Origin of the sequence: Sphingomonas ginsenosidimutans (genome assembly GCF_002374835.1) — a bacterium.
Classification (GTDB): Bacteria; Pseudomonadota; Alphaproteobacteria; order Sphingomonadales; family Sphingomonadaceae; genus Sphingomonas; species Sphingomonas ginsenosidimutans.
Genome location: NZ_NWVD01000003.1, coordinates 94,956 through 108,833 on the forward strand (window position 1 = coordinate 94,956; position 13,878 = coordinate 108,833).

The following is a 13,878-nucleotide window of genomic DNA, read 5'->3' on the forward strand; positions in this document are numbered from 1 at the left end:
CGCGGGCGTGTTCCTACGCGAGCAACAGGGTTGGGAGTTTGCCGGCGGCGCGGGGACGCGCGCGTTCGGACGGCAATTGGTCCCGCTCGCGGACCGCAGCCTGTCCGACCGCCTGCGCATCGCCGCCGCCCATACCGACTGGACGCCCGACCTGGGGCAGCGGATCGGCAGCCGCGACTGGTGGCGCGGGCTGGCGACCTGCACCGCGCTGTGCGCGGGCGCGTGGATGCTGTCGCCCGGCTGGCACCCGATCATGGGCTATGCCGCTCCGGTCGAAAGCGGCGCCGCGTTCGAGGAGACCCGCACCCAGTCGATCGCACCGATCGCGCTGGGCGCCACCACCGGCCGCCGGATGGCCGCCGGGGCGCTGGTCCGCCCGCTCGCCGAAACCCCCGAACGCCCGCAGGTGGAACTGACCGCCGCGCTTGCTGATGGCGATACGCTGCGCAACGCATTGCAGCGCGCCGGCGTCGGCGGCGGCGAGGCGGGGCGCGTCGCCGATCTGGTCGCCGGCGCGGTGAAGCTGGACGATATCCGCCCCGGCACCGTCCTGTCGCTGACGCTGGGACGGCGCGCGACGCGGTTCCAGCCGCGGCCGCTGGAACAGCTGGCGTTCCGCGCCGCCTTCGACCTCAACCTGACGATCCGCCGCAGCGGCGACGACCTGTCGCTCGACCGGCGGCCGATCGCGATCGACCGTACCCCGTTGCGCGTGCGCGGGATCGTCGGCCCCAGCCTGTACCGCTCGGCGCGCGCCGCGGGCGTCCCCGCGCGAATCGTAGAAGGCTATATCAAGGCGCTGGCCGCGCGCATGCCGATCGGCGACGTGCGCGCGTCCGACACGTTCGAGATCGTCGCCGACCAGGCGCGCGCCGCGACCGGCGAGGTGGAGGTCGGCCAGCTGCAATATGCCGGGCTGGACCAGGGGCGGCGCAAGCTCCAGTTGGTCCGCTGGGGCGATCGCGACGGATCGGGCGGCAGTTTCCAGGATGCCGACGGCCAGTACGAACAGCGCGGCGGCATGGGGATGCCGGTCGCGGGCCGGGTCACCTCCACCTTCGGGATGCGGATGCACCCGCTGCTCGGCTTCATGCGGATGCACAAGGGCATGGATATCGCTGCCCCCTATGGCAGCCCGATCTATGCCGCGATCGACGGGGTGGTGCAGTTCGCCGGCCGATCGGGCGGCTACGGCAATTTCGTCAAGCTCGCGCACACCGGGGGCCTGGCCACCGGCTATGGCCATATGAGCCGGATCGCAGTGGGCCCGGGCGCGCATGTGCGGCGTGGCCAGGTGATCGGCTATGTCGGATCGACCGGCATCTCCACCGGCCCGCACCTCCACTGGGAAGTCTGGAAGAACGGCCGGCCGGTCAACCCGCGCTCGCTGTCGCTGTCCAGCGTCCAGGTGCTGTCGCGCGAGACGATGCGCGCGATGAAGGCGAAGATCGGGCGGCTGCTGGGTCGCTGACCGGCCCGGTCCGGGGCGGGGCGCGAACGTCGATCCGTCTAGCGGCCCAGCCGCCATCGCTGGATGGTGCGCGCGATGCTCTGATCCTCGCCCCCCTGTTCGCGCCACAGCTCCGAGAAGATCGGGTCGGCGGATGCCGGACGCTGATCCTCGTCCAGCGTGTCGAACGAGGCGCGGATCGGGATCGACACGCCCTCGCCGCAGATGATGCATTCGCGGTTGCGGAGCGCCGGCAGCGTGTCGAGGAAACCGCGCGCGCCCTCCGGCATCGCCGCGCGGACGAACGCCTGGTCCCGTTCGTTGTTGAGCCGCATCGCGATGATCGTGCCGCATTGCGACAACACGCCCTCGGCCAGATCGGACGGCCGCTGCGTCACCAGACCCAGCGAGACGCCATATTTGCGCCCCTCCTTCGCGATGCGACCCAGGATACGCGATACCGAACTGCCCGCCTCGCGATCGGAGGGGACGTAGCGGTGCGCCTCCTCGCACATCAGCAGGACGGGGCGGCGCGGTTCGTTGCGCGACCAGATCGCGAAGTCGAACACCATCCGGCTCAGCACCGCGACCACCACCGACGTCACCTCGCTGGGGACGCCCGACAGGTCGATGATCGAGATCGGTCGGCCATCACCGGGCAGGCGGAACACGCGGCTGACGAACGCCGCCATCGAATCGGCCACCAGCATCCCCGCGAACATGAACGCGTAGCGCGGGTCGCCCTTGATCTCGTCCAGCTTGTTCTTGATGCGCAGATAGGGCGCGACGTCGCCCGCGCGGTCCATCTTGCCCATTTCCTGTTGCAGGATCTGCGACAGGTCGCTCAGCAGATAGGGGACCGGCGCGTCGACGGTCAGCTTGGGAATGTCCTGTCCCAGCCGGCCCTTGGCGCGCGCGGCGAGCAGGCACTTGGCCAGGATGTCCGTTTCCAGCTGCCGGTCGGGGCCGCTCGACTGGAGCAGCACCTCGCAATGCTCCTCGAAATTCATCAGCCAGTACGGCATCTGCAGGTTCGACACGTCGAGCAATTCGCCGCGCCCGCGGAACGCGGCGCCATATTCGCCGTGCGGGTCGATCATGACGATGTGCGCTTCCGGCGCGCTGTCGCACAGGCGATGCAGGATCAGCGCCGCCGCGGTCGACTTGCCGGTGCCGGTCGAGCCGAGGAGCGCGAAATGCTTGCCGAGCAGCGGATCGACGAACAGCGACGCGCGCACGTCGCGCGTGGGATAAACGCGGCCGATGGTGATGACGGGCTTGTCGCTGACCGCATAGACCTGTCGCAGATCCTCCTCGGTCATCGGATAGGCTTCGTCCCCCGGCATCGGATAGCGGGTCACACCGCGACGGAAGCCGCGCAGGCCGTCGCCGGCGGCATCCACCTGCGCCTCACCCATGAAATCGATCCGTGCGACGATCCGGTCGGTGCGGCCTTCCGACAGGCCGAGCGAGCGGACGCTGGCGACCAGCCAGCGATCGTCGACGCGCACCTTCACTTGCCCGCCCATTTGCCCCGCGGCGGCGACGATCGGATCGTGATGGCCCGCCAGCGGCGCGAGCGCCGCCACATCGAACACCAGTTCGCTGCCCGCGCCGCCGACGCCGGAGACATAGCCGATCGGCTCGGACGTGGGCGCGCAGGCGCCGAAAGCGGCCTGGATCGCGCTGTGGAAACTGCCGGTGGCGGACAGGTCGTTCAAACGGGCTTCTCGCACGATGGCCGATGATTGCGCCGATGGTTACCGGGAAACGGTTAACGTACGGTGCAGCCGATCACGTCCGCACGGCGATCCGCCCCGCGGCCCAGCCCAGCAGCACCGACAGTGCTACCGCGAACAGTCCGTAGAGGATCGCGTGACGATCCGCCGCCTGCGCCACGAACCGTTCGAACCCGGATTTGCGGATGTCGATGTCACGCACCGCCGCCGCCAGCACGCGCCCGTCGCGGATCAGGAAGGTTTCCGCGGTGAACCGTCCGACGGGAACGCGCGCGGGGATCGACACGCGCGCGCGGTACAACACGCCGTCGGTGATCTCCACCGCGCCCGGCGCCTCGTAGAACAGCCCTGCGCGACGGCGCAGATCGACCAGCCCACGCGTGAAGCGGTCCTGCACCGCGGACGGTTCGGCCGAGGCGGGGGACAATTGGAGGCTGTCGAGCCCGAGTTCATAGATGGCGCGGGTGCGCGCATCGACCACCTGGTCGAGCGGGCGCGACGAGGCGACCGCGTAGAACGACGGCGCCGAGCGATAGCGCAGCCGCCCGGCATTGACCCAGATGCCCGCCACCTTTTCCTTTTCCCGGATCACGATCGACTGGGTCGGCCCCTTCACGACGATCACCACGTCGGTCGGGGCATCGTTCCGGGGCGAACGTCCGCCGGGATCGAGAACGGCGCCGAACAGCAGCAGCTCGGCGCCGGTGAAGCTGTAGGCAATGTCGATGTTGCGCTGGGACACGTCGGGAACCAGCACCGGCTTGGCCTGCGCGGTCAGCAGCGGTGCCGCCAGCCCCAGCCCCGCGGCGAACACCGCACGCCTCACGACAGCTCCACCGAATAGATGTCGTCGGGGCGCCAGCCCAGTCCCAGCCCGATCCGGAACGCCACCGCCAGCACCATCAGCGCCAGCGCGAGGCGCAGATATTCGGGCTTCGCACGCGCCGCGAACCGCGCGCCGACCTGCGCGCCCACCACCGACCCCACCAGCAGCAGCCCGGCCAGCACGATATCGACCGCCTTGGTCGTGGTGGCGTGGACCATCGTGGCGGCGGCGGTCACGAACAGGATCTGGAACAGGCTGGTCCCGACGACGACCTGCGTCGACATGCCCAGCAGGAAGATCATCGCGGGCACCAGCACGAAGCCGCCGCCCACCCCCAGCAGGATCGTCAGGATGCCGGTCGCAAAGCCCAGCAGCAGCGGCGCGAGCGGCGAGATGTACAGGCCCGAGGCGTAGAAGCGCATCCGGAACGGCAGCGCCGCGACCAGCGGGTGGTGCCGCCGGCGGCGCGGCGGCGGGGCGCGGCGGCCGCGCGCCACCGCGATCGCCCCCACCGCCTCGCGCAGCATCAGCAGCCCGATGGTGCCGAGCAGCAGGACGTAGGTGATCGCGATCGTCGTATCGATTTGCCCCCATTGCTGAAGCAGCCGGAAGAGCCAGGCGCCGAACAGCGACCCCAGCACGCCGCCGGCCACCAGCACCCCGCCCATCACGGTGTCCACCCCGCCGCGGCGGAAATGCGCGAACACGCCCGAGACGCTGGCGCCGGTCACCTGCGACGCCGCCGACGCGGCGGCGACGGTCGGCGGAATGCCGTAGACGATCAGCAGCGGCGTCGTCAGGAATCCGCCGCCGACGCCGAACATGCCCGACAATAGCCCGACGCCGGCCCCGAGCGCGATCATCACCCAGGCGTTCACCGACAGGTTCGCGATCGGCAGGTAGATGTCCATCGTGCGCCCGTCGCTAGCGAATTCGCGCGCTGCGCGCCATCAGAAGTCGGTGCCGATCGACAGCGCCGGGCCGGACACGGGCCGCGCATCGCCCGCGATCCGCTGGCGCCAGTCGAACGAGACGCGCAGCGCGCGGGTGCCAAGCGGCAGCGTGATCGCGGCGGAGGGGCCGATGTCCAGCCGCGCGGCACCGCGCTGCGCCGCGCCCCATGCGCCGATCCCCAGATCGAGCGCGATGCCGCCGCTGGCGCCGGCCACCGGGCGCGCCACGCGCAGCGCGCCGTCGGCATAGCCCTCCCCGCCGCCGCGCGCGATCACCCCAGCCTGTCCGTAACCGTCGAGGCGGAAACCGAGCGCGAGCGGCTGGTCGCCGACCCCGCCGACCGCCCCCAGCGCGAACCCGCCGGCGGTGCGCGCGATGCCGATGCGGCGTTCGGCGACCAACCGCAGCGGGCTGCCGCGCAGGCGCCATTCCACGCCGATCGCCGCTTCCTGCTGGCGGGTGGACAAGGCGCCGGCGATGCGGCCGGCGATCGCCAGTCCGCCGTGATCGTCGAGCGCATAGGCGATGCGCGCGCCCGCCTGGCTGCCGCCCAGTTGCGGCGTCGCGACGCCGCCCGGCTGCCGCCCGCCGCGTGCGACCGCCCAGAGGCTCGCCGACCAGCGGCCTGGCCCGGCGGGCGGCGGCTCGGCATTGCCGTAACGGACCAGCCCCAGCATCGCGAGCGTATAGGCGTCGGGGCGCGGCCCGTGATCGTGGGCCGGCGAAGCCGGAGGCGGCATGCGATACAGCTCCGGCGGCTGCCGCATCGCCAGTCTGGCGGGATGGCCGCGGAGCGCCAGCGGTGGGATCGCGCGAGTCGTCGGCCATTGCGGCAGCGGATCGCCCGCGATCGCCAGCGTGGTGCGCCGGGCGTACCGGTCGGCGATCTCCAGCGCGGCGGGCGCAGCGGGCGGGCGCGGTTCTTCCCGCCGCGCGACGACCGGCGGGGCGGGCCAGACGCACCAGATGCGTATCGCCACCCAGCCGCCCAGCACCACCGCCAGGAACCGCAGCGGCCGCCCGCCGCGCCTCACGCGCGATCCGGCAGGATGGCGGGAAAACGATGCGCCGTCTTGTCCCAGTGCGGCGGTGCCCCCCACAATAGCCGCCAATATTGGGCGAGTGCGCGCCGCGCCGCCATCATCGCGATCATGTTGGCCGCCACCACGCGCGGGATGGCGCCGATCCCTTCGCGCCAGCCATGGTCCGCCGCGGTCAGCCGTACACGCATCCACAACCGCCACGTCAACAGCCCGGCATTGACGATCAGCAGCGCGCGCAGCCCCGCAGCGGCCACCGGCGCCGCATCGCCGCGCCAGACATGCGCCGCGACCGATATCGCTTCCCCCGCCAGCGTGGCATAAGCCGCGAGCAGGACGAGTGCCGCAAGGAGCCCGCGCCGGTCGCGCATCCGCATCCACAGTTCGGCCGGGCGGCGCTGCTGGCCCCAGCCGATCCGGTCCCAGCCCGCCAGCGCGATTCCCGTCAGCCAGCGCGCCTTCTGCCGGACCGCGGCATCGACCGTGTCGGGGAAATAGGCGCGCGTCGCGACCAGCGGCCCGCCCGCGCGCTCGCGCCAGCGCGCGAAACACGCGCCCAGTCCCATCGCCCCGACGCGCAGCCCCAGTTCGTAATCCTCGGTCAGGCTTTGCGCCTCGAACGGCGCACCGTCGCGCATCGCCGTCAGCCGATCCAGCGCGTCGCGCCGGATCGCGCAGCCGACCCCGGCGAGCGGCAACGCCGCCCCCAGTGCGGCCCGCGCCGGCAGGTCGCGGGAATGGGCGCCGGCAAATTCGTCCGCATAATGGCCCGACACTAGCCGGGTGCGCGGGTCGATCAACGGCACGACCGGCACCTGCACCAGTGCGGCGGTGCGCAGGTGATGGTCGAAAACGCGCAACTCGGCGGGATGCACGACGTCCTCGGCATCGTGGAGCACGATCGCATCGGTAGGCCGCCCGGCCGCCGCGTCGTGCGCGACCAGCGCGCGCCACAGGCTGTTGAGGCAATCGGCCTTGGTGGTCGGACCGGGCACGGGGTTGAGCACCAGCCGCACGCGCACGTCCTGCGCGGCGACCGCCTGCACCGCCGCGATGGTCTCGCCATCATTGGGATAACAGCCGACGCACAGCGTGTAATCGGGATGATCGTAACGGGCGAGCGCAGCGCGCAGCATCGCGCCGATGACCCGCGCCTCGTCCCACGCCGGGATGAACACCGCCAGTCGCAACGGTGGCGCGTACGGCAGGTCGGCGAGCAGCGGATCGGGGCGGCGATGCCAGCGCCACACGATATCCACCGCCAGATCGTCCAGCCCACCGATCAGGATCATCACGCCCGCGAACAGCGCCACTTCCGCCAGCGCCGCGTCGAGCAGCGCCAGGGCCGCGACCGCCATCTCCGTCATGATTCCCCCGTGCAGCCCCCCTTGCACGGCGATCATCCTTACGCGGGTGTGGCCGATCCGCAACGCCTTTCGCACAAGGTGACGTCGACGCGCAGAGACGCGAACCAAAGGCGAAACGAGGCGTTAAGCGCCCCGGTCCCTTTCCCCCTTTCGGGACCGGTGCCGACCCCAAGCCGGTACCGGCCGCGTCGCCGCGTGTTGGCGGCGCGGCCGAACCGTGCCGGCCTACCAGTAGAAGCCGCGGATCACGTCCAGCACGATACCGCGGCGGTAATCGACCAGCAGGGCATCGTCATAGTGGCGGACCCAGCGCGCGGTGCGCGGCGCGGCGGGCAGGCGATACCGCCACGGATCGGCGATGACGTAGCGCGTGCCGTAATAGGCCGGGGCGATCCGAACGCCGGGGCGGAACGGCTGGTAACGGAACGGCGCGCGCCAGTTGCCGCGGGCATAGAGCGGGCGGTTGGCGTCGTGCCAGCGCCGCCAGTCGTCGCGGCGCCAGTCGCGCTGCCATTCGCGGCGATCGCGCAGATCCTCGCGATATTCGCGCCGCGCATCGCGCAGGTCGCCACGCTGCTCGCGCACGCCGCGCCAGTCGCCGCGCGCATAGGCCCGGTCCAGCTGGCGCTGTTCGCGGTGGATGTCCTGTCGGTCGCGGTACAGCTCGGCACGCGACTGGGCGAAGGCCGCTCCGGGCACCAGGGTCGCGGCGATCAGCGCCGCAGTCATCAGCTTACGCATCACATACCTCCGTTCACGACGATGGCGTGTCGCTGCCACCGTTGCAGGAGGGCTACACCGCGCCGGCTGAACGCTGCGGGAATGGTCGCGTCAGCGAAACGACAGCTTCGCAGCGCCGACGCCGGATCAGTTCGGCCCGGTCGGCCCGCGCCCGCTCGGCCCGCCGGCGCCCGCACCCGGCGCACCGACCGTGCCGATGTTGCCGAACAGATCCTGGAAGAAGCCGCGCTTGCGGCCCAGCGTCGGCGTCGTCTTGCTGTCAGGCTTGATTGTGGCGACCTGGTCCATCCCGGACTTGCGCACCGCGGTGACGTTGCCGGCCTGGTCGAAGCTGATCTGCAGCGTCAGCTGCTCCTTCGGCTTGGGCGGGTTGAACGCCAGATTGCGGCTATCGCGCGCGATATAATACCAATCGCCCTGGTTGAACTGCGCCGCGAAGCTGGGCGTGCCCAGCGTCGCGAGCACCGACTGGCGATTGTCCACACCCGGCTGGATCGCGTTCACCAGATCGGCATCAACGATATAGCCCTGGTGCGAGCGGAGCGGGGTGCAGCCCGCGGCGGCGACGCCGGCGAGAAGCGTCAGGACGAGAAGGGGGCGCATCGATACTCCGCTCAACAGGCGATCGGCCGCGGGGGTCCGGTGCGGGGCACATGGACTTTGCGGCCGTCCGCCTCAATATGCCGCCCGAACCGGCGAGACAAGCACGCCGCGATACAGGATGGACGCATTTGGGTTGGTGGCAACGAATAACCGGCGGGCGCGGCGACCAGCAGGCGGCGCTGCCGCTGTACGATGCGGTGGTGGCGCGCGCGCGCCAGCCGCACTGGTATCTGGCCGGGCACGTTCCCGACACGCTGGACGGGCGGTTCGACATGGTCGCGGCGGTGCTGTCGATGGTGCTGCTGCGGCTGGAGGCGGAACCGGCGGGCGCGACGCCGACCGCGCAGCTGACGGAGCGGTTCATCGAGGACATGGACGCGCAGGTCCGCCAGATCGGCTTCGGCGACCTGGTGGTGGGCAAGCATGTCGGGCGGATGATGGGGATGCTGGGCGGGCGGCTGGGCGCGTATCGCGACGGTCTGGCGGGCACGGCCGACATGGATGCGGCGCTGGTGCGCAACCTGTACCGTGGCGAGGCGCCGCCCGCCGAAGCGGTGGCGCATGTGCGTGACGGGCTGGCGGCGCTGCGCCGCGCGCTGGACGAGGTGTCGATCGACGCGATGATGCGGGGGGAACTGCCGTGACGCCGGAATTTTCGCGTATCGAGCGGCTCGATACGATCGGCGGCGACGAGCGGGTGGTGTCGATCGTCGCCGACGAAGCCGAGCGCGCGGCGCTGGCGGCGCGGTTCGGGCTGGTGGCGATCGAGCGGTTGGAGGCGCGGCTGGCGATCCGGCGCGGGTCCGCCGGGATCGACGTGCACGGCACCGTCGCGGCGGCGGTGGTGCAGGCATGTTCGGTGACGGGCGACCCGCTGCCCGCGACGATCGACGAGCCGGTCGCGCTGCGCTTCGTCGAGCCGGCGGCGGCGGGGGACGAGATCGCGCTGGACGAGGTTGAGCTGGACGGGGACGCGCTCGACATCGTCGAGATCGAGGGCGGCGGAATCGACCTGGGCGAGGCGGCGGCGGAGACGATGGCGCTGGCGCTCGATCCCTTTCCGCGCAGCCCGCGCGCCGCCGCGGTGCTGAAGGAAGCGGGCGTCGTCAGCGAGGAGGAGGCCGGGCCGTTCGGTGCGCTGGCCGGGCTGAAGGCGAAGCTGGCCGGCGGGGAGACAGGCTAGATCAGCGCCAGGTCGCTGAGCCGGCCGATCAGCGCGGGCGGCATCGCGGCGAGGCTGTCGCTCGCCTCCCCGCCCAGGTCGCCCGGCGCGTCCGCCGCCTCCAGATAGCGCCAGCCCTGATGCGCGCGCTTCGGGCGGGACTGGACCAGCCGTAGCGCCGGATCGATGTGGATCGCGACGCGCCCGCCCTCGGCCTCTCCGAACGCCAGGATCGGGGAGCGCGCCACCAGCGTGTGCTTGATGATCCAGAACAGCGAGCCTTGCCCGGCGATCTCCTCATGCCGCTTGGGCAGGTAGCGCGTGGTCAGGAACACCGGGCCGTCGGCGGCGCGCGCGGCGAGCCGCTGGCCCAGAAGGTCGACGCTGGCCGCGCCGAAGGCGACCTTGGTTAGGTGAAGCGGCATCGTCGCGCCGATGTGGGTCAGCCCCCCAGCCCCCACAAGGTCGCCAGACCGAGGAACGAGAGGAAGCCCATGACGTCGGTGATCGTCGTGACGAACACCGCCGACGACACCGCCGGATCGACGTTCGCCTTGTCCAGCGCGACCGGCACGATCACCCCGACCAGTCCGGCGACGACGCTGTTGATCATCATCGCCAGCGCGAACACCACCGACAGACCGCCATGGCCGAGCAGCACGTAGCTGCCCGTCGCCCCCACGGCGGCGAGCGCGAGGCCGTTGCAGATCGCGACGCGGAATTCGCGCAGCAGCATCCGCAGCGTGTTCGAACTGGTCAGCTGGTTGGTGGCGAGCGCGCGGACCATCACCGCCAGCGTCTGCGTCCCCGCATTGCCGCCCAGCGCCGAGACGATCGGCATCAGCGCGGCGAGCAGCGCGAAGCGCGCGATCTCGCCCTGGAACAGCCCGACCACCGAGGCCGACAGGATCGTCGCGCCCAGGTTGACGATGAGCCACGCGACGCGCGTGCGCACCGTCACCGCGATCGGTTCGTTGATGTCGCCGTCGCCCGCACCGGCGAGCCGCAGCGTATCCTCGCCCGCTTCCTCCTGGATGATGTGGACGATGTCGTCGACGGTGATCATGCCCACCAGCCGCCCCGCGGCATCGGTGACCGCGGCGGAGATCAGCGCATATTTCTGGAAGCGCAGCGCGACCTCTTCCTGATCCATGTCGACCGGGATCAGCGTCTGTTCGCGCTTCATCACGTCGCCCACCGGGATGCTGCGGGGGGTGCGAAGGATCCACGACAGCGCGCAGGTGCCGATCGGGCGATGCGCAGGATCGACGACGAAGATCTCCCAGAAATCGGTGGTCAGTTCCTCGTCGCCGCGCAGATAGTCGAGGACGTCGCCGACCGTCCAATGTTCGGGCACCGCGACCAGATCGCGCTGCATCAGGCGCCCGGCGGATTCCTCCGGATAGGACAGCGCCTCCTCGATCGCGGCGCGATCGTCCGGCTCCATCGCGCGCAGGACCTCGCGCTGGTCCTCCGGCTCCATGTCCTCGATGATCGCGACGGCATCGTCGGTATCGAGTTCGCTGGCGATGTCCGCGACCTGCCGCGCGTCGAGCGCGTCGATCAGCGCCTCGCGGACGTAATCGTTCATCTCCGCGAACACGTCGGCATCGACGAGGTCGGCGATCGCGGCGGCCAGGTCCTTGCGCCGGTCCTCCGGCGTCAGTTCGAACAGGTCGGCGATGTCGGCGGGGTGGAGCGGCTCCACCAGCGCGCGCGCCGCTTCGGCATCGCCGTCCTCGACCGCGTCGAGCACCGCGGTGACGAATTCGGGCTTCAGCCGGTCATCCTCGTCCAGCCGGGTGTCGTCGGCCGGGTCCAGCGTATCGGGAAGATCGGTGTCGGTCATGGTCCGCCTCCCGGAACGTTAACGGCGCCGCCCCTAGCGCGGCGGCTGCGCATTTGCCAGCCGCGCCCGGCATCACTACGTGCGCGCCCAAGCAAACGTAAAGGATTCCCCATGGCCGATACCTATTCGACGCTGACGATGACGCTCGACGGCGGCGACGTCACGATCAAGCTGCGCCCCGACCTGGCGCCCAACCACGTCCAGCGCATCGCCGAACTGGCGAACGAGGGCTTCTACGACGGCGTGCCGTTCCATCGCGTCATCCCCGGCTTCATGGCGCAGGGCGGCGACGGCGGAAACCACAACGGCACCGGCGGTTCGTCGAAGCCCAACCTGAAGCAGGAGTTCAACAAGGAGCCGCATGTGCGCGGCGTGTGCTCGATGGCGCGCACGATGGACCCGAACAGCGCCAATTCGCAGTTCTTCATCTGCTTCGACGACGCGCGCTTCCTCGACGGCCAGTATACCGTGTGGGGCGAAGTGACCGAGGGCATGGAGTTGATCGACGCGCTGCCCAAGGGCGAGCCGCCCGCGAACCCGGGCAAGATCGTCACGATGAAGGCGCAGTGACGTGCGGCGGCGGGGCGCGGGCGATATCGCCCGCCCCCGTCGCGCACGCCGAATGTTGCGAATGTTGAGCCGCTGGCGGGGTAAATCGCCGTCCGGCGGCGCGTCGTGGCGCCGGGGTGGCGCGTCACGGGAGCGTGGGGGTCGCATCATCCTGCCGCGCAGGCTGCGCGATGTTGGCGGGTGTAGGACAGGGGGCGGCACGGTTCGCCGGAGAAGCGAGACGGTCGCGAAAGGACAAGGCGATTCGTGCCCCTCTTCGGGAAATCCCAGCCTTCGCTGGGATGACGTGTGGAGCGCCAACGGGCGCTCGAGCCGCGCGCCCATCGATCCGATCGGCATTCAGGCATGTGACCCATCCATACTGAGGAGAGGCTGAGCCTGCCGAGGCCTCGTCCCAAAGCACCCTTCGAGACGCCGTTTCGGCAAGCTCAACAGCTCCTCAGGGCGAACGGGGCGAATGTTGCCCCCTCAATCCTCGCGCAGGGTGCGGATCAGCCAGTCGCGGAACAGCCGCACCGGCTTGGTCTGCAGCGCGCGCGGGCGGCAGGCGAACCAGTAGCTGTACGGGCTGGTCACCTGGAAATCGAACAGCTTCACCAGTCGCGAATCGTTGGCGTCGTGGAAATGGCTTTCGTGCATGAACGCGACGCCCAGCCCCTGCGCCGCGGCCTCCAGCATCAGCGCGCCCGAATCGAAATAGTCGATCGCCGCCGGCTCGATCGCGGTCAGCCCGGCGGCGTGGCGCCAGGCGACGAACGTGTCGATCATCTCGCGGTGGAGCAGCACGGTATGCCGCGCGAGCTGCTCGGGGGCGACCAGCGGGTCCGGCCCCTCCACCAGCCGTCGCGCCGCGATCGGATAGACCATGTTACGGTCTAGCCGTTCGGCATGGAGCGTGGGGTCGATGTCGCGCGCCAGCACGATCACCGCGTCCAGCCCCTCCCCCAGCCGCGCGATCGCGTTGCTGCCGGTGTCGATATCGAGATGCAGTTCCGGGTGGGCGGCGCGCAATTCGCCCAGCCGCGGGAACAGCCGTTGCGAGGCGTAGAGCGGCAGCACGCCGAGCCGCAGCCGCAGTACCTCCGTCCCGCTGGTCATCGATTCGATCGCGTCGGACAGCCCGTCCAGCGCCGGGGCGATCGCCGACAGCAGCCGGTCGCCGTCGGCATTGGGCACCATCGCCTGGTGCCGGCGATCGAACAGCGGGCGCGCCAGGAAGCGTTCGAGCGTCTGGATCCGGCGGCTGAGCGCGGGCGGGGAGAGCGCCAGTTCTTGCGCCGCCGCCTTGATCGAGCCAAGCCGCGCCACGGCCACGAAGGCTTCGATCGCGGTCAGGGGCGGGAGGCGGCGCATCGATCATCCAACCTGGGTTATGTGCGCCGCATCATGCAAGTGAAACGTTCACATACGAGCGCGATCGTTGATTGATTGCACTTTATGCAATCGTGCGCAACGTTTTTCGCATTTGCACATCGCGATGCTGCGCTGCACATAGGGCGGGCCTTTCAGGCATCCTCTCCTATAAAACTTTCACGGGCCGGCCCTTCGGGGCTGGCCCTTTTTTTTCGGCGCGCGCA

14 protein-coding genes are annotated in these 13,878 nt (G+C 70.5%); 4 read left to right on the forward strand and 10 right to left on the reverse strand.

Annotated features, from left to right (window positions below; genetic code table 11):
* Positions 1-7: 7 nt before the first annotated feature.
* Positions 8-1,471 carry a M23 family metallopeptidase gene (locus COA17_RS08850; RefSeq protein ID WP_096611806.1) on the forward strand — a complete coding sequence of 488 codons (1,464 nt, stop codon included), beginning with the start codon at positions 8-10 and terminating at the stop codon, positions 1,469-1,471.
* Between the two features lie 38 nt (positions 1,472-1,509).
* Here COA17_RS08850 and COA17_RS08855 read toward each other — a convergent pair whose 3' ends face one another.
* The 7 genes from COA17_RS08855 to COA17_RS08885 all read right to left on the reverse strand — a co-directional run bounded on the left by COA17_RS08855 (position 1,510) and on the right by COA17_RS08885 (position 8,720).
* Complete coding sequence (locus COA17_RS08855; RefSeq protein ID WP_082740895.1) at positions 1,510-3,171, reverse strand: ATP-binding protein; 1,662 nt, start codon at positions 3,169-3,171, stop codon at positions 1,510-1,512.
* 73 nt (positions 3,172-3,244) lie between these two features.
* Positions 3,245-4,015 carry a TIGR02186 family protein gene (locus COA17_RS08860; RefSeq protein ID WP_176484849.1) on the reverse strand — a complete coding sequence of 257 codons (771 nt, stop codon included), beginning with the start codon at positions 4,013-4,015 and terminating at the stop codon, positions 3,245-3,247.
* Positions 4,012-4,926: a sulfite exporter TauE/SafE family protein gene (locus tag COA17_RS08865; RefSeq protein WP_066489408.1), complete on the reverse strand. Its 915-nt coding sequence runs from the start codon at positions 4,924-4,926 to the stop codon at positions 4,012-4,014. Before COA17_RS08865 ends, COA17_RS08860 begins: the two co-directional genes overlap by 4 nt.
* A 39-nt stretch (positions 4,927-4,965) precedes the next feature.
* A complete protein-coding gene (locus COA17_RS08870) occupies positions 4,966-6,003 on the reverse strand; it encodes a hypothetical protein (protein ID WP_245857595.1) in 1,038 nt (345 codons plus the stop codon).
* On the reverse strand, positions 6,000-7,376 hold the full coding sequence (locus COA17_RS08875; RefSeq protein ID WP_342746857.1) for a glycosyl transferase family protein: 1,377 nt from the start codon (positions 7,374-7,376) through the stop codon (positions 6,000-6,002). Before COA17_RS08875 ends, COA17_RS08870 begins: the two co-directional genes overlap by 4 nt.
* A 225-nt stretch (positions 7,377-7,601) precedes the next feature.
* Positions 7,602-8,117: an RcnB family protein gene (locus COA17_RS08880; RefSeq protein ID WP_066489412.1), complete on the reverse strand. Its 516-nt coding sequence runs from the start codon at positions 8,115-8,117 to the stop codon at positions 7,602-7,604.
* Between the two features lie 126 nt (positions 8,118-8,243).
* Complete coding sequence (locus tag COA17_RS08885; protein ID WP_082740897.1) at positions 8,244-8,720, reverse strand: outer membrane protein assembly factor BamE; 477 nt, start codon at positions 8,718-8,720, stop codon at positions 8,244-8,246.
* A gap of 128 nt (positions 8,721-8,848) precedes the next feature.
* Here COA17_RS08885 and COA17_RS08890 point away from each other — a divergent pair, with 128 nt between their 5' ends.
* On the forward strand, positions 8,849-9,364 hold the full coding sequence (locus COA17_RS08890) for a ubiquinol-cytochrome C chaperone family protein (RefSeq protein ID WP_245857598.1): 516 nt from the start codon (positions 8,849-8,851) through the stop codon (positions 9,362-9,364).
* A complete protein-coding gene (locus COA17_RS08895; protein ID WP_096611810.1) occupies positions 9,361-9,903 on the forward strand; it encodes a YceD family protein in 543 nt (180 codons plus the stop codon). Before COA17_RS08890 ends, COA17_RS08895 begins: the two co-directional genes overlap by 4 nt.
* Here COA17_RS08895 and COA17_RS08900 read toward each other — a convergent pair.
* Entirely contained in the window at positions 9,900-10,307 is a 408-nt protein-coding gene (locus COA17_RS08900) for a DUF1489 family protein (protein WP_096612236.1), read from the reverse strand. The genes COA17_RS08895 and COA17_RS08900 overlap by 4 nt on opposite strands.
* A gap of 17 nt (positions 10,308-10,324) precedes the next feature.
* Entirely contained in the window at positions 10,325-11,731 is a 1,407-nt protein-coding gene (mgtE, locus tag COA17_RS08905; RefSeq protein ID WP_096611812.1) for a magnesium transporter, read from the reverse strand.
* Between the two features lie 111 nt (positions 11,732-11,842).
* Here mgtE and COA17_RS08910 point away from each other — a divergent pair, with 111 nt between their 5' ends.
* A complete protein-coding gene (locus COA17_RS08910) occupies positions 11,843-12,301 on the forward strand; it encodes a peptidylprolyl isomerase (RefSeq protein ID WP_066489421.1) in 459 nt (152 codons plus the stop codon).
* A gap of 468 nt (positions 12,302-12,769) precedes the next feature.
* On the opposite strand, the gene COA17_RS08915 is transcribed toward COA17_RS08910, so the two are convergent.
* The gene (locus tag COA17_RS08915; protein ID WP_066489424.1) at positions 12,770-13,654 is read right to left on the reverse strand and encodes a LysR substrate-binding domain-containing protein; all 885 of its coding nucleotides are present in this window, start codon (positions 13,652-13,654) and stop codon (positions 12,770-12,772) included.
* Positions 13,655-13,878: the final 224 nt, after the last annotated feature.